16 protein-coding genes are annotated in these 19,618 nt (G+C 69.7%); 3 read left to right on the forward strand and 13 right to left on the reverse strand.

The genetic code is table 11. The features are described 5' to 3' along the window. Positions 1-222: 222 nt before the first annotated feature. From ACIBH4_RS32185 to ACIBH4_RS32225, 9 genes are all read right to left on the reverse strand, one after another. Positions 223-1,047 carry a shikimate dehydrogenase gene (locus tag ACIBH4_RS32185; RefSeq protein WP_362518054.1) on the reverse strand — a complete coding sequence of 275 codons (825 nt, stop codon included), beginning with the start codon at positions 1,045-1,047 and terminating at the stop codon, positions 223-225. Next, positions 1,044-2,216, reverse strand: coding sequence for an endolytic transglycosylase MltG (mltG, locus tag ACIBH4_RS32190; RefSeq protein ID WP_362517755.1), 1,173 nt, complete (start codon positions 2,214-2,216; stop codon positions 1,044-1,046). Before mltG (ACIBH4_RS32190) ends, ACIBH4_RS32185 begins: the two co-directional genes overlap by 4 nt. 163 nt (positions 2,217-2,379) lie before the next feature. Then, a complete protein-coding gene (gene mltG, locus ACIBH4_RS32195) occupies positions 2,380-3,417 on the reverse strand; it encodes an endolytic transglycosylase MltG (protein WP_362517758.1) in 1,038 nt (345 codons plus the stop codon). Then, positions 3,414-3,929 carry a Holliday junction resolvase RuvX gene (gene ruvX / locus ACIBH4_RS32200; protein ID WP_362517761.1) on the reverse strand — a complete coding sequence of 172 codons (516 nt, stop codon included), beginning with the start codon at positions 3,927-3,929 and terminating at the stop codon, positions 3,414-3,416. The genes mltG (ACIBH4_RS32195) and ruvX overlap by 4 nt, the downstream gene beginning before the upstream one ends. 52 nt (positions 3,930-3,981) lie before the next feature. Then, a complete protein-coding gene (alaS, locus tag ACIBH4_RS32205) occupies positions 3,982-6,651 on the reverse strand; it encodes an alanine--tRNA ligase (protein ID WP_362767016.1) in 2,670 nt (889 codons plus the stop codon). A gap of 1 nt (position 6,652) precedes the next feature. Then, positions 6,653-6,907 carry a hypothetical protein gene (locus tag ACIBH4_RS32210; protein ID WP_362517767.1) on the reverse strand — a complete coding sequence of 85 codons (255 nt, stop codon included), beginning with the start codon at positions 6,905-6,907 and terminating at the stop codon, positions 6,653-6,655. After that, positions 6,904-7,296, reverse strand: coding sequence for a DUF948 domain-containing protein (locus tag ACIBH4_RS32215; protein ID WP_362517770.1), 393 nt, complete (start codon positions 7,294-7,296; stop codon positions 6,904-6,906). Before ACIBH4_RS32215 ends, ACIBH4_RS32210 begins: the two co-directional genes overlap by 4 nt. A 131-nt stretch (positions 7,297-7,427) precedes the next feature. Next, on the reverse strand, positions 7,428-8,738 hold the full coding sequence (locus ACIBH4_RS32220; RefSeq protein ID WP_362517773.1) for a replication-associated recombination protein A: 1,311 nt from the start codon (positions 8,736-8,738) through the stop codon (positions 7,428-7,430). 107 nt (positions 8,739-8,845) lie between these two features. After that, positions 8,846-9,304, reverse strand: a complete 459-nt coding sequence (locus tag ACIBH4_RS32225) for a DUF2231 domain-containing protein (RefSeq protein ID WP_362767019.1) — start codon at positions 9,302-9,304, stop codon at positions 8,846-8,848. A 200-nt stretch (positions 9,305-9,504) separates the two neighbouring features. Here ACIBH4_RS32225 and ACIBH4_RS32230 point away from each other — a divergent pair, with 200 nt between their 5' ends. After that, positions 9,505-10,395: a peptidylprolyl isomerase gene (locus tag ACIBH4_RS32230; protein WP_362517780.1), complete on the forward strand. Its 891-nt coding sequence runs from the start codon at positions 9,505-9,507 to the stop codon at positions 10,393-10,395. A gap of 415 nt (positions 10,396-10,810) precedes the next feature. On the opposite strand, the gene aspS is transcribed toward ACIBH4_RS32230, so the two are convergent. Genes aspS through ACIBH4_RS32245 form a run of 3 tightly spaced genes read right to left on the reverse strand, consistent with a single transcriptional unit; the run spans position 10,811 to position 14,541 of the window. Beyond that, positions 10,811-12,547 carry an aspartate--tRNA ligase gene (gene aspS / locus ACIBH4_RS32235; RefSeq protein WP_362767022.1) on the reverse strand — a complete coding sequence of 579 codons (1,737 nt, stop codon included), beginning with the start codon at positions 12,545-12,547 and terminating at the stop codon, positions 10,811-10,813. After that, the gene (hisS, locus tag ACIBH4_RS32240; protein ID WP_362517785.1) at positions 12,544-13,809 is read right to left on the reverse strand and encodes a histidine--tRNA ligase; all 1,266 of its coding nucleotides are present in this window, start codon (positions 13,807-13,809) and stop codon (positions 12,544-12,546) included. Before hisS ends, aspS begins: the two co-directional genes overlap by 4 nt. 3 nt (positions 13,810-13,812) lie before the next feature. Next, positions 13,813-14,541 (reverse strand): MBL fold metallo-hydrolase, encoded by a 729-nt coding sequence (locus ACIBH4_RS32245; RefSeq protein WP_362517788.1) that lies wholly within the window; start codon positions 14,539-14,541, stop codon positions 13,813-13,815. 147 nt (positions 14,542-14,688) lie between these two features. Here ACIBH4_RS32245 and ACIBH4_RS32250 point away from each other — a divergent pair, with 147 nt between their 5' ends. After that, positions 14,689-15,546 (forward strand): peptidylprolyl isomerase, encoded by an 858-nt coding sequence (locus ACIBH4_RS32250; RefSeq protein WP_362517791.1) that lies wholly within the window; start codon positions 14,689-14,691, stop codon positions 15,544-15,546. A gap of 65 nt (positions 15,547-15,611) precedes the next feature. Next, the gene (locus ACIBH4_RS32255; protein ID WP_362517794.1) at positions 15,612-16,841 is read left to right on the forward strand and encodes a DUF349 domain-containing protein; all 1,230 of its coding nucleotides are present in this window, start codon (positions 15,612-15,614) and stop codon (positions 16,839-16,841) included. Positions 16,842-17,208: 367 nt separating this feature from the next. Here the strand turns inward: ACIBH4_RS32255 and ACIBH4_RS32260 are convergent, their stop codons facing one another. After that, on the reverse strand, positions 17,209-19,404 hold the full coding sequence (locus tag ACIBH4_RS32260) for a bifunctional (p)ppGpp synthetase/guanosine-3',5'-bis(diphosphate) 3'-pyrophosphohydrolase (RefSeq protein ID WP_362517797.1): 2,196 nt from the start codon (positions 19,402-19,404) through the stop codon (positions 17,209-17,211). Between the last annotated feature and the right edge of the window lie 214 nt (positions 19,405-19,618).

The raw sequence follows: 19,618 nt of genomic DNA on the forward strand, positions 1-19,618 counted from the left end.
CCCCGCACGTCACGCATGCGGGGCCACATGAACTCGAAGGCTTCACGCCGTAAGCTCTGCCGGAGGTTTAACCCCGGTTGTGATCCTGACCTGTCAACCTTGCGGCCGACGAGGTGGGAGGACGACCTCCGCTTGCGCGTCCAGCAGGCACGCCGGACCGATCGAGTCGTTACTCTACCACAACAGCCTGCTCACACAGAATCATCCCGGCCCCGCGAGCGATCACTCCGCCGGAGCGGCACGCCTGACGATCTCGGCCTTACCCGCCTCGCGCATCGCCTCCACCGGCACGTCCGCGCGGCCGGTCATCATCTCGACCTGCCGGACCGCCTGGTGCAGAAGCATCGGGAAACCACCGACGACGATCCCGCCCCGCTCGGCCACGGCCACGGCCAGGCGGGTGGGCCAGGGCGCGTAGACCACGTCGAAGAGGGCGGGCACGCCCGCCAACGTCCCGGCGAAGTCGTCGGCCACACCGGAGGGCAGGGTCGAGACGACCAGGTCGACCTCGGTCGCGGTGTCGAGCTTGTCGAGGGTCCGCACCGAAAGGTCCATGCCCAGCCGCTCGGCCACCCGGGTGGTCTCCCCCGCCCTGGCGGGGTCGCGGACCACGAGGATCGCCTCGTCGAGGCCCAGCTCGCGCAGGGCGGCGAGCGCGGAGGCCGCCGTCGCCCCGCCGCCCAGGACGGTCGCCGCACGTGGCGGGGCCACGCCCGCCTCGGCGAGCGCCCGGACGATGCCGTACACGTCGGTGTTGTCCCCGTGCCGGACACCGTCGCGCAGGATCACGGTGTTGGCTCCGCCCACCTGGAGCGCGAGCTCCGAGACGGTGTCGAGCAGCGGCAGCACGGCCCGCTTGAGCGGCATCGTGAGCGAGAGCCCCGCCCAGTCTCCCTCCAGGCCGGCGAGGAGGGCGGGGAGTCCGGCCTCGTCGCACTCGATCGCCTCGTAGCGCCAGTCGTGCAACCCCATGCCCTCGTAGGCGGCGCGGTGCAGGTGAGGGGAGAGCGAGTGGACGATCGGCGACCCCAGGACCGCCGCCCTCAGCACCCGTTCACCTTGTTCCTCTCGTACTCGGCCTTGAGCACGAAGAAGTCGGACTCCGCCGAGGCGAACTTGGTGACGCGCTTCGCCGGACAGGTGGTCACGAACCAGACCCAGTCGCCCTTGGTGGGGTTGAGCGCCGCCTGGATGGCCTCGTCACCCGGGTTGGCGATCGGGCCGGGGGGCAACCCCAAGTGCTTGTAGGTGTTGTAGGGCGACTCGCTCTCAAGGTCCTTGTGGGACGCCTCGATGTTGTACTTGTTCAGCGCGTACATCACCGTGCTGTCCATCTCCAGCTTGCGGGGCGGGTTGCCGTCGAGCCGGTTGTAGATGACACGGGCCACCTTGCCCATGTCCTCCTTGGTGCCCGACTCGGCCTGGACGATGCTGGCGATCGTCATGATCTCGTGCGGGGTGTGCCCGAGAGCCTTCGCCTTGCCCCGCAGGTCGTCCTTGTCGGCGGTCTGGTTGAAGCGGTCGACCATCTTGGTCAGGATCTCCGAGGCCGTCATCTTGGGCGTGATCTCGTAGGTGGCCGGGAAGGCGTATCCCTCCAGCTTGCCCCTGGAGTAGGAGGGCAGGCCGAGCTCGCGGGTGTTTCTCGCGGCCTGCTGGAACTCCCGCAAGGGCTTGCCCGTCTGCTTGGCGAGCTGCTCAAGGGTGTCGCTCACGCGCAACCCCTCCTTGAGGGTGACCCTCTCCCGCAGCCGCTTGTCCGGGTCGAGGAGCTTGACGGCCTCGGCGGCCGCCATCTGCTTGCGCATGGTGTATTCGCCCGGTTGCAGGGAGGAGGTCTTGCCCGCGGCGGCGACGGCGTTGACGAATGCCTTCACGCTCTTCACCACCCCCTGCTCCTCCAGGGTCTGGGCGATGTCGGAGGCGCTGTCGCCGTCCTTGATCTCCACGACGACCTCGCCGCTCCCCTGGCCGGCATAGTCGTCGGGGGTCATCACGTCACGGACCCAGGTGTAGCCGTAGAATCCGGCGGCGCCGACTCCGCCGATCAGGACAATGATCGCGAGCATGGGGGCGAGGAAGCCGCCCCGGTTGCGGCGACGCTTCCTGCGGCGGCCTCGGCGGCCCGAGTCGCGGCCGGAGGACGCGTTGGAACCTCGGCGCGACCGACCTTCGTCGTCGGAGCCGACCAGGAAGTCCATATCGAGATCGTTCATAGAGGCGCTGGCCAATCTCCCGCTAGAGACGGCCTGGCGTCAAGCGGGTGTGCCGAACCGAAGGAGAGCACCCGGGAGGACGTCCCGGTGCTTCGGGAGCCGTCATCCGATCCGCGAGTGCGGGTCGCCGCCTGGGGCGGAACGAGGGGTATTCCGCCGGGCATCAACGCTTCCCGAGGTGTTTGTTCAGCTCTTCCCGGTATCTCACAAACTCACTCTCTGTGTCAGTGAATTTCGTGATTCTATGCTCCGGATCGATAGTGACAAACCAGAACCAATCACCTTGATCTGGCTGGAGTGCCGCGATCAATGCCTTCTCCCCGGGGTTCGCGATGGGTCCTGGTGGCAGGCCCGGTTTGAGGTAGGTGTTGTAGGGAGACCTTACCTCGGTATCCCTCTGCGAGACCTCCAGGGTTCTGCGTCCCTGTGCGTACAGCACCGTGGTGTCCATCTGGAGTGGCGTCCGGGCCCCGATCCTGTTGTAGATCACTCTAGCGATCTTCGGGTAGTCCGGATCCCGCCCACCCTCCGCCTGGACGATGCTCGCCACCGTGACGGCTTCCAAGGGAGACAACCCTTTCTTCTTTGCCCGTTTCCTCAGTTTCAGCTGAGCGGCCATCTGTTTGTAACGTTCCACCATCGCGGTGAGCACACCCGAGGCGGTCGTGGCGGGCTCGATCTCGTAGGTGGCGGGAAACAGGAAGCCCTCGGCGCTTTCTGCGTATCGGGGCAGGCCGAGCGCCCGTTCGTCGGCCGCGGCCCTGGCCAGATCGGCCCGGCGCATACCGGTCTGGTCGGCGAGCCTGTCGAGCAACTCGGGCAGGCGCAGCCCTTCGGAAACGGTGACCGTACGAACGATCCGCGACCCGGGCGCCATCAGCATGCCGAGCGCCGACAGTGCGTCCATGCCCCTGCGGAACCTGAAGCGCCCCGGGGGCAGGCTGGCCGTCCTGCCCTGCTCCTTCGCCACCGCGACGAACCCCCTGGCACTCGCCACCACCCCGGCGTCGGCGAGCACCAGCCCGATCTGGGCGGCACTCGCCCCCCTGGGGATCTCGACGACGACCGCCCCCGAGCCGGGGCCCTCGAAGTCGGCGGGCACGAGATAGGAGCGGATCATGACGAAGCCGGCCGTCCCCGTGGCGACGGCGAGCACGGACGTCCCGGCCACCAGCAACCACATCGGCCGCAGGCGATTCACCGAACGGACCCGCCGCCCGGTCTTCCGACGTCCCCTCCGCCCGGGGAGGGCCCGCCCGAGGTGGACCCGACGGGAACGCCCGGCGGCCTGCCGGTGGCGCGCTCGGCGTCCAGCGCGGCCTGGAGCAGCACGATGGCGGCCGCCTGGTCCACCACGCCACGTTGGTTCTTCGCCTTCACACCGCTGGCCCGCAGCCCCTGCTGGGCGGTGACGGTGGTCAGCCGCTCGTCGAACAGCCGCACCGGTATCGGCGCCAGCCGCAGCGAGATCCGGTTCGCGAAGTCGCGGGCGGCCTCCGCCGCCTGCCCCTCGCGCCCGGAGAGCGAGGTCGGCAGGCCGACCACCACCTCGACGACCTCGTACTCGGCCGCGATCTCCGCGAGCCGGTCGAGGTCACCCTTACCGCGCCGGACGGTCTCCACCGGCGTGGCCAGCAACCCCGAGGGGTCGCTGCGTGCCACACCGATGCGAACCGAGCCGACGTCGACGCCCAGCCGAATGCCGTTTCTCATCGTTTCCGTCCCCACCCCGGTGCCGGACACGGCGCGAGGGCGTCGTTCGTCGTCAGGTGAGCGTCTGCGCGATCGCCTGCTCGACGGCGGCGAGCGCCTCGCCGATCGCCTCGGGACGCACACCGCCGCCCTGCGCGACGTCGTCCTTGCCGCCACCGCCACCTCCGAGCGCCTTCGCGGCGACGCCGACCAGGCGGCCCGCCTTCAGGCCCCGGCCGCGCCCCGCCTCGTTGACCGCGGCCACCACGACCGGCCGGTCACCGGGGACACCGGCGACGACGACCACCGCGGCGCGATCGCCCGGGATCCGGCCACGCACGTCAAGCGCGAGCTTACGCAGGTCGTCGGGGGAGGTGCCATCAGGCGCGCGGTGCGTCACGACGGACACTCCGTGCAGATCGCGGGCCTTTTCCGCCATCTCCCCCGCACCGGCGAGCACCTGGGCCGAGCGCAGCGCGCCCAGCTCCTTCTCCGCGGCGCGCAGCCGGGTGACGATGCCCTCGATGCGCTCGGGCAGCTCCTCCCTGCGGGCCTTGAGCTGCTCGGACAGCTGGGCGACGAGCACGCTCTCCCTGGCCAGGAAGCGGAACGCGTCGAGGCCGACCAGGGCCTCCACCCGGCGCACACCCGCGCCGATCGAGGCCTCGCCCAGCACCTTGACCAGGCCCAGCTGCCCGGAGCTGGCGACGTGGGTGCCGCCGCAGAGCTCGCGGGAGTATTCGCCGACCTCGACGATGCGGACGGTGTCGCCGTACTTCTCTCCGAACAGGGCGAGCGCGCCCATCGCGCGGGCCTCCGCCTGGGAGGTGTGGAAGGCGTTGACCCGCAGGTCGTTGATGAGAACGGCGTTGACCTCGTCCTCGACGTCGCGCAGCACACTGGGCGGCACCGCGCCCGCGGCGGTGAAGTCGAAGCGGAAGCGGCCGGGGGAGTTCTCCGAGCCGGCCTGCGCCGCGGTCTCGCCCAGCGCGTTGCGGAAGCCGCGGTGCACCAGGTGGGTGGCGGTGTGGCTGCGGGAGATGGCCCGGCGCCGCTCGACGTCGATCTCCGCCTGGGCCTGGTCGCCCACCCGGATCTCTCCTGAGCGGACCTTGCCCCGGTGCACGACGACGCCGGAGACCGGGGACTGCACATCCACGATCTCCACCTCGGCCCCACCGGTGCGGATGACACCCTGGTCGGACAGCTGGCCGCCGCCCTCGGCGTAGAAGGGGGTGCGGTTCAGCACGACCTCGACCGCCGTGCCCGTGCCCGCCGCGGGCACGGAGACGCCGTCGACGAGGAGGCCGACGACCTCGGCCTCGGCCGTCACGTGGTCGTAGCCCAGGAACTCGACCTTGCCCGTCTTCTCCAGGAGCGTGCCGAAGATCGAGATGTCGGCGTTGCCGGTCTTCTTGGAGGCGGCGTCGGCCTTGGCGCGGTCGCGCTGCTCCTTCATCAAGCGGCGGAAGCCCTCCTCGTCGACCTGCAGCCCCTGCTCGGAGGCCATCTCCAGGGTGAGGTCGATCGGGAAGCCGTAGGTGTCGTGGAGCTGGAAGGCCTGGTCGGCCGCGAGCGTGGCCCGCCCCTTGCGCTTGGTCTCCTCGGCCGCCACGTCGAAGATCGCGGTGCCGGTGCGGAGCGTGCCGAGGAAGGACGCCTCCTCGGCGTCGATGACGCCGTGGATCTGCGGGGCGTCGGCCCTGAGCTCGGCGTACTGCTCGCCCATCACGTCGACGGTCACGGCGGTGAGCTCGTGCATGTAGCGCTCCTCGCCCGCACCGAGCAGGCGCAGGTTGCGGATGGCGCGGCGCAGGATGCGGCGCAGCACGTAGCCTCTGCCCTCGTTGGAGGGCAGCACCCCGTCGGCGACGAGCATCACGCCGGTCCTGACGTGGTCGGCGACCACTCGCAGTGACACGTCGGCGCGCTCGTCGCGGCCGTAGCGGGTCTTGGTGAGGTCGGCGGCCCGGTCGAGGATCTTGTACGTGGTGTCGATCTCGTAGATGTTGTCGACGCCCTGCAGGATCGCCGCCATGCGCTCCAGGCCCATGCCCGTGTCGACGCTCTTGGCGGGCAGCTCACCGGCGATGTCGAAGTCGATCTTGCTTCGGACCGCGCTGAGCTGGTACTGCATGAAGACGTTGTTCCACACCTCGAGGTAGCGGTTCTCGTCGGCGATCGGACCGCCCTCGCGCCCGTACTCGGGACCGCGGTCGTAGTAGATCTCGCTGCACGGGCCGCCGGGGCCGGGCACGCCCATGTGCCAGTAGTTGTCGGCGAGGTCGCGGCGCTGGATGCGCTCCTGCGGTACCCCCACCTTGCGCCAGATCTCGGCGGCCTCGTCGTCGTCGAGGTAGACGGTGGCCCAGAGGCGGTCCTCGGGGAAGCCGAACCCGCCCTCGGACTCGGGCCTGGTCAGCAGCTCCCAGGCGAACGGGATCGCCTGGTCCTTGAAGTAGTCGCCGAAGGAGAAGTTGCCGAGCATCTGGAAGAAGCTGGCGTGCCTGGTCGTCTTGCCGACCTCGTCGATGTCGAGGGTCCGCACGACCTTCTGCGCGCTGGCGGCCCGCCTGTAGGGCGGCTTCTGCTGGCCCAGGAAGTAGGGCTTGAAGGGCACCATGCCCGCGTTGACCAGAAGCAGTGTCGGGTCCTCGGCGATGAGGCTGGCCGAGGGCACGACGGTGTGCCCACGCTCCTCGAAGAAGCGCAGGAAGCGGCGGGCGATCTCTGCCGACTCCATGTCAGCGGCCATCCTTTACGTTGGAGTGATAGGAGTTTTCCACGCTGTCGAGCCCGAACCTGGAACGCAACTCGATTTCCCGCTCGGCCGCGCCTCGCAGGGCCTCCCCCGCGAGGTCACGTGCCTGGCCCAGGGCGCCGGTGGCGTTGTGCACGGCCCGCCGGGCCAGGTGGTTCGGGTGCAGTGCCTGAAGCTTACGCATGACCCACACCGCGCCGAACGCGCCCAGCCCCATGTAGAACAACCTGCGGATCATCGCGGGCGCCTCTCCAACGCCGGCGTGGCGAGCCTGGCGCGCCTGCGGGCGCCCAGGGCCCTGCGGACACCGTGGGTGAGGGCCGCGACCTTGATCATCGGTCCGGTGACCAGGTTCTGGGTGACGTCGCTGACCTTGGCCACGTGCCCGCTGACCTGCTTGACGTCCTTGGTGATGGCCTCGATCGCGACCAGCTGCCGGTTGGTCTCGCCGACCGCGGCCGAGACGTCCTCCAGCAGCGGCACGACACGGTCGCCCAGCTGGGAGACCATCTTGGTGGTCTCGGTGAGCAGCCGGGCCAGCCTGACCATGACGACGGCCATGAAGGACACCAGGATCGCCCAGGCCATCGCGGCGATCAGCCCCGCGACCTCTCCTGCGGTAAGCATGTGCGGACCCGCTCCCCTCACTGGTTCATAGGTGACCCCGGCCATGGTCGGGCGGATTGGCGAAACCCTATCGTGCCCGACATCGCTCATCCCCGCTCACCGCGCGCTTCGGAGGTGACCCTCGCGGGGGGCTACTCCCCGCGGAGGAAGGCCCGAATCCTGGACCAGCGGTCGGCGAAGCCCGCCTCGGCACCGTGACGGGTGGGCTGGTAGTAGCGCCGGTCCCTGAGCTCCTCGGGAGCGTATTCCTGGCGTACCAGGCCGTGCTCGAACTCGTGGGGGTATCTGTAGCCCCTGCCGTGGCCGAGCTGCTTGGCCCCCGCGTAGTGGGAGTCGCGCAGATGGTTGGGTACGTGGCCGATGTCGCCTCGCCGTACGTCCTCGGAGGCCGCGCCGATGGCGTTGATCACCGCGTTGGACTTGGGGGCCAGCGCGCAGTGGACGACGGCCTGGGCCAGGTTGAGGCGTCCCTCGGGCAGGCCGACGAACTCCACCGCCTGAGCGGCGGCCACCGCGATCTGCAGGCAGGTGGGGTCGGCCATGCCGACGTCCTCCGAGGCGAAGACGACGATCCTGCGGGCGATGAACCGGGGGTCCTCCCCCGCCTCGATCATCCGGGCGAGGTAGTGCAGCGCGGCGTCGGCGTCGGAGCCCCGCATGCTCTTGATGAAACCGCTGATCACGTCGTAGTGCTGGTCGCCCTGGCGGTCGTAGCGCACGGCCGCCTTGTCCACCGCCCGCTCCACCACCTCGACGGTGATCTCGCCGTCGGCGATCAGCGCGGCGGCCTCCAGGTAGGTGAGCGACCTGCGGGCGTCGCCGCCGGCGAGCCGCACCAGGTGCTCGGCGGCCTCGGGTGCGAGGCTCGCCCTCGCGTCCAGGCCGCGCGGGTCGGTGACCGCGCGCTCCAGCACCACCCGGATGTCGTCCTCCGACAGTGACTCCAGGGTGAGCAGCAGCGAGCGCGACAGCAGGGGCGAGATGACGGAGAAGAAGGGGTTCTCGGTGGTGGCGCCGATGAAGGTGACCCAGCGGTTCTCCACGGCGGGCAGCAGGGCGTCCTGCTGCGCCTTGTTGAAGCGGTGCACCTCGTCGACGAACAGGACGGTCTGGCGGCCGGACATGCCCAGCTCGCGCCGGGCCTGCTCGATGGCCGCGCGGACCTCCTTGACACCCGCCGAGACCGCGGAGACCTCCACGAAGCGGCGCTTGGTGACACCCGCCACCACGTAGGCGAGGGTGGTCTTGCCGGTCCCCGGAGGGCCCCAGAGGAACAGCGACATGGGCGCCTCGGCCTCGACGAGGCGGCGCAGCGGCGTGCCGGGGCCCAGCAGGTGCCGCTGGCCGATCACCTCGTCCAGGCTCCGGGGGCGCATTCGCACCGCCAGGGGCTCCTGGCCGCGATGGGCCTCCTCCGCCGCCGAGTCGAACAGGCTGTCCACGTCTGAGACAGTACCGCCGCCCGGCGGGGCCTCGGCCCTCGCGGGCGGCGGGACGCCGGCCCCCTCGGCGTCATGCGCCGTCATGCGACATCGCGGCCCCGGCCGGCTCAGCTCCAGACCGCGACGGCCCCGGTGTGCCCGCTCCGTACCACGTAGTAGATCGCCACGACGGCCAGGACCACGGTCAGCGCCGAGAGCGCCAATTCGGCCGTGCGTCCGAACCTGTCGCGGCGCGTGACGTGGACGAGAGCGGCCGAGGCCACCCCGAGGGCGAGGGAGACGAGCAGCAGCGGGACGCTGAAGTTCGCGTGTTCGGTGATGAGCTCGGCGAGCCGTCCCCCCGCGGAGGCGAAACGGCTCTCCTCCAGCGCCTCCCCGCTCTCTCGCGCCACGAAGACGCTCACCGGCACGACCGGGGCGAGTCCGACCACCGCCCAGGTGAGCACGGGCCGCGTGCGGGGCGCCAGCGCGTACACGGTGGCGAGCACCGCGAGGAGCGGTGTCAAGACCACTGCCGCGTGAACGACCAGGGGATGAAGAGGCAGGCCGAGGATCTCGTCGAACATGGGGGCGCTCCGGTGGTGCGTGGTTCATCATCTGCAGGTACGGATCCCACCATGAGCGGGTTATGGAGAGCGTGAAGAGGTCCCCTCTTTCCCTCCGTCCCCCTCTGATGAATTCCACCACTTACGTCCAGCACATCTTGGGGCCGGTACTCTTTTCGCCAGCCCATAACCATGGATCAGCAATCTTGGAGGACATAGCGGTGAGCGCCGAGGACCGCCAGAGCCAGCTGGCTCGGGAACACAAAGAGCGGCAGGCGAAGCGTGCTGCGCAGGCGACCACGTCGAAGCGCAACGTCGTCATCGGAGCGGTCGCCGCGGTGGTCGTCGTCGCGGGAGGATTGTTCGCCGGGGTGACCCTTCTGGGGGACGACGGTGACGACCCGAAGGTCAACGCCGCCGCCACCGGTTCGCCGTCTCCTTCGGAGACACCCGCCGCGACGCCCGAGCCGACCCCCACGGCCGCTCCGGCCAACACGAGGTGCACCTACCGCAAGGACACCAGCGGCAGCCCGATGAAGAACGTGGGCATGCCGCCGGCCAGGCCGAACCTGAAGCTGAAGACCATGACGATCGCCACCAACCACGGCAACGTCGTGATCGACCTGGCGACCCAGCAGGCCCCCTGCACGGTCAACTCCTTCGCCTTCCTGGCCAAGAAGCGCTTCTTCGACAACACCAAGTGCCACCGTCTGGCCACCCCGGAGAACTCCGGCGTGAGCCTGCTGCAGTGCGGCGACCCGCAGGCCAAGGCCGACGGGAAGAACCCCACCGACGGCCAGGGCAGCTCGGGGTACGTCTACGACAGCGAGAACCTCGACGGTGAGGTCTCCTACGCCAAGGGCACGGTCGCGGTGGCCCAGGCGATGGACGCCGTCAACGAGAACGGCAGCCAGTTCTGGATCTCGCTGGGGGACGACACCGAGCAGGTGGAGAAGGCCTACACGCCCTTCGGAGTCGTCTCCCAGGGCATGGAGATCCTCGACGAGATCGCCAAGGGCGGGTGGATCACCAACCCCGACGACATCACCGGTGACGGTGGTTCCAACGCCCCCAAGATCCCGGTGATCATCAAGAGCGTGCGGCTCTCCTAGCCGGACTCGCGGCGCATCGCCGCCACAGGACGCCCCGGCGGTCGGACGACCGCCGGGGCGTCCTCGCGTCCCGGCGGTCGTGGCCCCGGCCCTGCCGCCTCTGCCCGCGAACACGGGCGGCATGCGGCTCGCACAGGCCTCAGCGCGACCGTACGCGGATCGCGCCCCTCTCTCACCCCCTAGGGCGGAAAAACGCCATCGGCCGCCCAGGATGCCTGTGAGGGACGCACAGGACGACCTCCTCGACGATCGCCGGTCCGGGAATCGAGGAGGGTGAGGTCCTCTCTCACATCACCTCTTTCGCCGAGGACCGGCACCCCGGGCCCGCCCATGCCGGGCGCGCCACGACAGCACCACGACAGCACCACGACAAAGGCCCCCGGAACACCCGTCCGGGGGCCTCGTCACATCCGAATCAGGCGCCGGTCTTGGGCTTTCCGTCGACGCCAGCCTCCTTGCGCTGCTCCACCGTGATCGGGGTGGGCGCGCCGGTCAGCGGGTCGAACCCGGAGGCCGTCTTCGGGAAGGCGATGACGTCGCGGATGGAGTCGGTGCCCGCCAGAAGCATGCAGATCCGGTCCCAGCCGTAGGCGATGCCGCCGTGCGGCGGCGGGCCGTACTTGAACGCCTCCAGCAGGAAGCCGAACTTGCTCTCCGCGTCCTCCTTGGAGATGCCCAGCACGTCGAAGACGCGCTGCTGCATCTCGGCCCGGTGGATACGGATCGAGCCGCCGCCGATCTCCATCCCGTTGCAGACCATGTCGTAGGCGTAGGCCAGGGCCTCGCCGGGGTGGTCCTGGAAGGTGTCGGCCCACTCGGGCTTGGGACCGGTGAAGGGGTGATGGACCGCGGTCCAGCCGCCCTCGCCGTCCTCCTCGAACATGGGGGCGTCGACGATCCACAGGAAGTTCCAGGCCGACTCGTCGATCAGGCCGCAGCGACGGCCGATCTCCAGGCGGGCCGCGCCGAGCAGGTCGCGGGAGGCGGAGGCCGTGCCGGCCGCGAAGAAGATCGCGTCACCGTGCTCCGCGCCGACCTTCGCGGCCAGGCCGGATGCCTCGGTTTCCGACAGGTTCTTGGCGACCGGCCCGCCGAGCGTGCCGTCCTCGCCCACCAGCACGTAGGCCAGACCCCTGGCTCCGCGTGACTTGGCCCACTCCTGCCAGGCGTCCAGCTCCTTGCGGGTCTGCGAGGCACCGCCGGGCATGACCACGGCGCCCACGTACGGCGCCTGGAACACGCGGAAGGTGGTGTCCGCGAAGAAGTCCGTCATCTCGACGAGCTCCTGGCCGAAGCGCAGGTCCGGCTTGTCGGAGCCGTAGCGCGCCATCGCCTCCCGGTAGGTCATCCGGGGCAGGGGGGTCGGCAGGTCGTAGCCGACCGTCTCCTTCCAGATGCGGCCGATGAGCCGCTCGCCCAGGGCGATCACGTCGTCCTGGTCCACGAAGGACATCTCAACGTCGATCTGGGTGAACTCCGGCTGCCGGTCGGCGCGCAGGTCCTCGTCGCGGTAGCACTTGGCGAGCTGGTAGTAGCGCTCAAGACCGGCGACCTGCAGAAGCTGCTTGAACAGCTGGGGCGACTGGGGCAGGGCGTACCAGCTGCCCGGCTGGAGCCGGACCGGGACCAGGAAGTCGCGGGCGCCCTCCGGGGTCGAGCGGGTCAGCGTCGGGGTCTCGACGTAGGTGAACCCCTGCTCGTTCATCACCTCGTGGGCGAGGTAGGTGGCCCGGGAGCGAATGCGCATGGCGTGCGCGACCTGCTGGCGGCGGATGTCGAGGTAGCGGTACTTCAGCCGCGCCTCCTCCGAAATGCCCGTGGTGCCCTCGATGGGGAACGGCAGCGGCGCGGACTCGCTGAGCACCTCGACCTCGGAGGCGACGACCTCGATCGCGCCGGTCGGCAGCTCGGGGTTCTCGTTGCCCTCGGGGCGGACCCGCACCTCTCCGACGACCTTGACGCAGTATTCGGCGCGCAGGCCGTGGGCGTCGTCCTCCTCGCGGAAGACCACCTGGGCCGAACCCGAGGCGTCACGCAGGTCGATGAAGACCACGCCGCCGTGGTCGCGGCGTCGCGCCACCCACCCGGCGAGCGTCACCCGCTGCCCGGCGTGCTCCTCGCGCAGTGACCCCGCTTCGTGCGTGCGGATCATTTGTCCAGTCTCTCCTTCAACATCGTGACGATCTCAGCGAGCGGTACGGCGGTCTGGTCTCCGCTGGCCAGGTCCTTGACCTGCGCGGTCCCCTCGGCGATGTCTCGATCGCCGAGGATCACCGCGTAGCCGGCCCCCGAGCGGTCGGCGCCCTTCATCGCGCCCTTGACGCCCTTGCCGCCGAACGACATGTCGGCGGCCAGGCCCGCCCGGCGCAGCTCGGTGACGAGCAGGAACATCCGGCGGCGCGCCTCCTCGCCCAGCGGCACACCGTACACCCGCACGCGTGCCTCGGCGCTCTCGTCCCCGAACAGGCCCTCGGCCTCCATCGCCATCACCGTGCGGTCGACGCCCAGCGCCCAGCCGACGCTGGGCAGGGCGGGTCCGCCGAGCATCTCGCTCAGCCCGTCGTAGCGGCCCCCGCCCCCGACCGCGGACTGCGAGCCGAGCCCGTCGTGGACGAACTCGAACGTGGTGCGCGTGTAGTAGTCGAGGCCGCGGACCAGCCGGGGATCGTCGGTGTAGGCCACGCCCGAGGCGGTCAGCAGCGAGCGGACCTCCTCGTGGTACGCCTTGCACGCCTCACACAGGTGGTCGACGACCAGCGGCGCCCCGGCCAGCCGGGCCTGCACCTCGGGGCGCTTGTCGTCGAGCACGCGCAACGGGTTGATCTCGATCCGCTGCCGGGTGGGCTCGTCGAGGTCGAGGCCACGCAGGAAGTCCTGGAGTGCGGCCCGGTACACGGGACGGCACTCCTTGTCGCCCAGCGTGTTGATCAGCAGCCGGACCCCGGTGAGTCCCAGGGCGGCGTAGCCGTCGACGGCCAGCAGGATCAGCTCGGCGTCGAGCGCCGGATCCTCCGAGCCCAGCGCCTCGGCGCCGACCTGCCAGAAGTGGCGGTAGCGGCCCTTCTGCGCCCGCTCGTAGCGGAACTGGCTGCCCGAGTACCAGAGCTTCACCGGCAGCTGCCCGTTGTGCAGGCCGTGCTGGAGGACCGCCCGCACCACCGACGCGGTGCCCTCGGGGCGCAGCGTGATGGAGCGCCCGCCCTTGTCCTCGAAGGTGTACATCTCCTTGGAGACGATGTCGGTCGACTCGCCGACACCGCGGACGAACAGCGCGGTGTCCTCGAAGACCGGGGTCTCGATGTAGCCGTAACCCGCCCGGCGTGCGGGCTCGGTGAGCGCCTCGCGCACGGCGAGCGCCCGCTCGGAGCGTGGCGGAAGCCAGTCGAAGGTGCCCTTGGGCGCCTGCAAAGTCATTGTCTAAAGTCCCCTGCCGGGGCCGCGGTCGTGCCCGGAGGACGCGGAGTCCGCGCCCGCGGCCGCCCTCGCCTCCGCGAGATACGGGTTGGTGGCACGCTCGTGACCGATCGTGGTCTGTGGTCCGTGGCCGGGCAGGACCACCGTGTCCTCCGGCAGCGGCAGGCACTTGGCCGCCAGGCTGCGCAGGATGGTGGGGTAGTCGCCGCCCGGGAGATCTGTGCGGCCGATGGAGCCGGCGAACAGCAGGTCGCCCGAGAACAGCACGTCCGGGATCTCCTCGGTGCTGGGCAGCCTGAACGTCACCGACCCCCTGGTATGGCCGGGAGTGTGGTCGACGGTGAGCTCCAGGCCGGCGAGCCGCAGCACTTCGCCGTCGGCGAGCTCGCGCACGTCGTCGGGCTCGGTGAAGGTGAGCCCCCCGAACAGCTGCTGCTTCGTCGAGAGCGACAACCCCTTGCCGGGGTCGGAGAGCAGCTCGCGGTCCTCCGGGTGGATCCACGCGGGAACGTCACGCGCGCCGCAGACCGGGGCGACCGACCACATGTGGTCGATGTGCCCGTGGGTGACCAGCACCGCGACCGGTTTGAGCCTGTGCTCGCGCAGCAGGTCGTCGAGGGCGCCGACGGCGTTCTGACCGGGATCGACGACCACGCACTCCTCGCCCGCGGCGGGAGCGACGACGTAACAGTTGGTCTGGAAGGACCCTGCGGGAAAGCCGGCGATGAGCATCTGCCTCAGCTGATCTCGTCAAGAATGCGGATGGGAATGTAACCGAAGGGTACCGGTGCGGGTCGGCGGGCTGCGAACCATTACCCATTGGCCGATACGATTCGCCCACCTCATTAAGTACTACTCGGCACTCGGGAGGGCGAAGCGGTGAGCGGCAAGGAGCGCCAGAAGCAGTTGGCGCGCGAGCACTACGAGCGTCAGACGCAGCGACGCGTCGAACGCGAGGCCAAGGCCAAGCGCAACGCGATCATCGGCAGCACCGTGGCCGGTGTGGTCGTGGTGGCGGGCGTGATCGCCGCGACGACCCTGTTCGGGGGCTCCGACACGACGGCCGCGACCACCGACCCGGCCCCGTCGGACAACGCCTCCCCGGCCACGTCGGAGGCCGCGGGAGCGCAACCGAAGGCCTTCGACCCGGCCAGCGGCACCTGCGGCTACGTCGCGGACGCCGGCGGCGGTCCGGCCAAGAACGTGGGCCTGCCCCCGGAGAAGGCCGACCTGACGCCCAAGACGATGACCCTCAAGACCAGCCAGGGCGACATCGTCATCGAGGTGTCGGCGGAAAAGACACCGTGCACGGTCAACTCCTTCGCCTTCCTTGCGAAGAAGAAGTATTTCGAAGGTTCCAAGTGCCACCGGCTGGGTTCCGACCAGTTCCCGATGCTGCAGTGCGGCGACCCGCTGGCCAAGGCCGACGGCAAGAGCCAGACCGACGGCCAGGGTGGTCCCGGCTACCGTTTCGTGAACGAGAACCTGGAGGGCGCGAAGTACACGCGCGGCGTCGTGGCCATGGCCAACAGCGGTCCCGACACCAACGGCAGCCAGTTCTTCATCGTGTTCGGTGACGCCCCGCTGAGCCCGGACTACACACCGTTCGGTACGGTCACCAAGGGTCTGGAGATTCTGGACAAGGTGAACAAGGCGGGTGTCATCACCCCGGGCCCCGACGGCACGGGGGCGCCCAAGGAAACCGTGGAAATCAAAGACGTGACAATGTCCAGCTAGAGCTGACGTAATACATACAAGGGGCGGTAAGTCCCGAAAGGCTGATGAAAGTGCGGGAGGACACGGTGAGCACCGACCCGTGGGGCCGGGTAGACGACGACGGCACCGTCTACGTACGTACGGCTGAGGGAGAGCGGGCCGTCGGGTCCTGGAAGGCCGGCGAACCGGAAGAGGCGCTTGCCTACTTCCATCGCAAGTTCGACGAGCTGGCCGGGCAGGTCGCCCTGCTGGAACAGCGGGTTCGTGGCACCGACCTGCCACCCGCCCAGGCCGAGGCGACGATCGTCAAGCTCCGAGAGGCGATCACCGACGCGCACGCGGTCGGCGACCTCGACGCGCTGCTGAGCCGCCTCAACGCCCTCACGGAGCTGGTCGCCCAGCGCCGTGAGGAGGTCAAGGCGGCTCGCGACGTGGCCAGGGCCGAGGCCAAGGGCATCAAGGAACGGATCGTCGCCGAGGCCGAGCGCATCGCCGAGGACACGACCCACTGGAAGACCGGTGGTGAGCGGCTGCGCCAGCTGATCGAGGAGTGGAAGGCCGCCGAACGCATCGACCGGGTGACCGAGGCGGCGTTGTGGAAGCGCCTGTCGGCGGCCCGCACGGCCTTCGCCAAGCGGCGCAAGGCATACTTCGCGGGGCTGGACGAGCAGCGCGAGGGCGTGCGTTCCACCAAGGAGCGCATCGTGGCCGAGGCCGAGACACTGGCCTCGTCCACCGACTGGGGCGCCACCGCGTCGGCCTACCGAGAGCTGATGCAGGAGTGGAAGAGCGCGGGCAGGGCCTCCCGCGAGGTCGAGGACGAGCTCTGGGGCCGCTTCAAGGGTGCCCAGGACCAGTTCTTCCAGGCGCGTTCGGCCGTCTTCGCCGAACGCGACGCCTCGCTGGCGGCCAACGCCGAGATCAAGGAGCAGCTCCTGGTCGAGGCGGAGAAGATCCTTCCGGTCACCGACGCCCGCGCCGCCCGGGGCGCCCTGCGCAACCTCCTGGAGCGCTGGGAGGCCGCGGGCCCGGTTCCGCGCGAGCAGCGTGACCGCCTGGAGGGTGGCCTGCGCAAGATCGACGAGGCGGTCCGCAAGGCCGAGGAGACGGAGTGGAAGCGCTCCAACCCCGAGGCAAGGGCTCGTGCCCAGAACACGGTCGACCAGCTGCGCAAGTCGATCGCGCAGCTGGAGAGCCGTCTGGTCAAGGCGAGGGACGCGGGTAAGGACAAGGACGTCAAGGACGCCGAGGAGGCTCTGGCCGCCCGCCGTTCCTGGCTGACGGAGGCGGAGCGCACGCTCGCCGAGTTCTCCTGACACCCGGCGCCCTCACCGGCTGACGCGTCCCACGGGGCCGCGGGGAGCACTCCCACCAGGGAGTGCTCCCCGCGGCCCCGCCGCCTGTGGCGGGCGGGGCACGCCGAGCCGGCCGTAAGACGGACGAGACGGTTTCGAGGGACCGGAGTCGTCGAGTCTGCGGCCACACTCCATGAGGCGGCCTGAGAGGGCCGCAAGGGACAAAGCGGGCTGTTGCCCGGTTCTCGGATCCCATGCCCCGTGAGGCCGCCTGGGGCGCCGCAGGCGCCCCTTTTCAGGCCATATCCCACGAGGCGGCGCGCGTGGGGAATCTGCCCCCACCTCATGAGGCGATCCGAGAGGAGACAGGGGACGGAGCGGGAGAACCTCAGGAACTGGCGCCGCTGACCCGGTAGACGTCGTAGACACCCTGGATGTTGCGGACGGCCTTCAGGACGTGGCCCAGGTGCTTGGGGTCGCCCATCTCGAAGGTGAACTTGCTGATCGCCACCCTGTCCCTGGAGGTCGTCACCGACGCCGACAGGATGTTGACGTGCTGGTCGGAGAGGGTGCGGGTCACGTCGGAGAGCAGGCGGGGCCGGTCGAGCGCCTCGACCTGCAGCGCGACCAGGAACACCGAGTCGTCGGCGGCGGACCAGGCGACCTCGACCAGGCGGTCGGGCTCGGACTGGAGCTGGTCCATGTTCGGACAGTTGGTGCGGTGCACCGACACGCCGTGCCCGCGGGTGACGAAGCCGACGATCTCGTCACCGGGTACGGGCGTGCAACATCGTGAGAGACGCACCCAGACGTCGGAGTCGCCCGCGACGACCACACCCGCGCCGCCGCTGCCGCGAGGGCGCCCGCGCAGCTTGGTCGGTACGGAGGTCTCGGCGATGTCGTCCTCGGCACCCTCCACGCCCCCGATGGACGTCACGAGCTTCTGCACGACCGTCTGCGCGGCCACGTGGCCCTCACCGACGGCCGCGTAGAGCGCGGAGACGTCCGGGTAGCGCAGGTCCCTGGCGAGGGCCAGGAGGGACTCTCCGGACATCAGGCGCTGCAACGGCAGGCCCTGCTTGCGCATCGCGCGGCCGATCGCCTCCTTGCCCGCCTCGATCGCGGTCTCGCGGCGCTCCTTGGAGAACCACTGCCGGATCTTGTTGCGGGCCCGGCCGGACTTGACGAACTTCAGCCAGTCGCGCGAAGGGCCCGCGTCCGGCGACTTGGAGGTGAAGATCTCCACGGTGTCGCCGTTGCCCAGACGTGACTCCAGGGGCACCAGGCGACCGTTGACCCTCGCCCCGATGCAGCGGTGGCCGACCTCCGTGTGCACGGCGTAGGCGAAGTCGACGGGCGTCGCGTTCTCCGGCAGGGCGATGACCTGGCCCCTGGGGGTGAAGACGTAGACCTCCGAGACCGACAGGTCGAACCTGAGCGACTCCAGGAACTCTCCCGGGTCGGCGGTCTCCTTCTGCCAGTCGAGAAGCTGGCGCAGCCATGCCATGTCGCTGGCGGGCTTCAGCTTCGCCCCGGGAGGCCCCGAGATGGTCATGTCCTCCTTGTACTTCCAGTGCGCCGCCACGCCGTACTCGGCCCTGTGGTGCATGCCGTGGGTGCGGATCTGCAACTCCACCGGCTTGCCCTCGGGGCCGATGACCGTGGTGTGCAACGACTGGTACATGTTGAACTTGGGCATCGCGATGTAGTCCTTGAACCGGCCGGGGACCGGGTTCCATCGCGCGTGGATCGTGCCGAGCGCCGCGTAGCAGTCGCGGACCGAGTCGACCAGCACCCGGATGCCCACCAGGTCGTAGATGTCGTCGAAGGCGACGTCCCTGGCGATCATCTTTTGGTAGACGGAGTAGTAGTGCTTGGGGCGTCCCTTGACGGCCGCGCGGATCTTGGCGTCGCGCAGGTCACCGGAGACCTTCTCGATGACCTCCTGCAGGAACAGGTCCCTGCGCGGGGCCCGCTCCGACACCATCCGGGCGATCTCGTCGTACCGCTTGGGGTAGAGCATGGCGAACGCGAGGTCCTCCAGCTCCCACTTGATGGTGTTCATGCCCAGCCGGTGGGCGAGCGGCGCGAAGATCTCCAGAGTCTCCCGCGACTTCTGGTGCCGCTTGTGCTCGGGCAGGTAACGCATGGTGCGCATGTTGTGCAGCCGGTCGGCGAGCTTGATCACCAGCACCCGGATGTCGCGCGACATCGCCACGACCATCTTGCGCACGGTCTCGGCCTCGGCCGCGGCACCGAACTTGACCTTGTCGAGCTTGGTGACGCCGTCGACCAGCAGCGCGATGTTGTCGCCGAAGTCCGAACGCAGCTCGTCCAGGCTGTAGGCGGTGTCCTCGACGGTGTCGTGCAGCAGCGCCGCGCACAGCGTCTCGTCGTCGGTGCCGAGCTCGGCCAGGATCGTGGCCACCGCCAGCGGGTGGGTGATGTACGGATCACCGCTCTTGCGCTTCTGGTCGCGGTGATGGTAGGCCGCCACGTCGTAGGAGCGCTCGATGAGCCGCAGGTCCGCCTTCGGGTGGGTCGCGCGGACCGTACGAAACAGCGGCTCCAGGACCGGATTCATACCGCCACCCCATTGCCCCCCAAGACGTGCGAGCCTTCGCCTTACCGCCGGCTTCTCCTCAGCGGCTCCGGACACGGCGGAGCCGGCATCGCCTGCTGGGACGGCCGTCTCGGGACCGCCACCGTCGGCGGTCACGTCGGGGACGACCACATCGCGGGGCACTCAGACTCCTTACGTTCGAGTCCAGATCCCTACAGTGTATCCAGACCAGGTT

Origin of the sequence: Streptosporangium sp. NPDC050284, assembly GCF_044459525.1 — a bacterium.
Taxonomy (GTDB): domain Bacteria; phylum Actinomycetota; class Actinomycetes; order Streptosporangiales; family Streptosporangiaceae; genus Streptosporangium.

Excerpts from the sequence above, each read along its gene's own strand:
- ACIBH4_RS32210 (WP_362517767.1), bottom strand. The coding sequence starts at position 6,907 with ATGATCCGCAGGTTGTTCTACATGGGGCTGGGCGCGTTCGGCGCGGTG.
- alaS (WP_362767016.1), bottom strand. The coding sequence starts at position 6,651 with ATGGAGTCGGCAGAGATCGCCCGCCGCTTCCTGCGCTTCTTCGAGGAG.
- ACIBH4_RS32225 (WP_362767019.1), bottom strand. The coding sequence starts at position 9,304 with ATGTTCGACGAGATCCTCGGCCTGCCTCTTCATCCCCTGGTCGTTCAC.
- mltG (WP_362517755.1), bottom strand. The coding sequence starts at position 2,216 with ATGAACGATCTCGATATGGACTTCCTGGTCGGCTCCGACGACGAAGGT.
- ruvX (WP_362517761.1), bottom strand. The coding sequence starts at position 3,929 with ATGAGAAACGGCATTCGGCTGGGCGTCGACGTCGGCTCGGTTCGCATC.
- ACIBH4_RS32260 (WP_362517797.1), bottom strand. The coding sequence starts at position 19,404 with ATGAATCCGGTCCTGGAGCCGCTGTTTCGTACGGTCCGCGCGACCCAC.
- ACIBH4_RS32245 (WP_362517788.1), bottom strand. The coding sequence starts at position 14,541 with ATGCTCATCGCCGGCTTTCCCGCAGGGTCCTTCCAGACCAACTGTTAC.
- hisS (WP_362517785.1), bottom strand. The coding sequence starts at position 13,809 with ATGACTTTGCAGGCGCCCAAGGGCACCTTCGACTGGCTTCCGCCACGC.
- ACIBH4_RS32215 (WP_362517770.1), bottom strand. The coding sequence starts at position 7,296 with ATGCTTACCGCAGGAGAGGTCGCGGGGCTGATCGCCGCGATGGCCTGG.
- aspS (WP_362767022.1), bottom strand. The coding sequence starts at position 12,547 with ATGATCCGCACGCACGAAGCGGGGTCACTGCGCGAGGAGCACGCCGGG.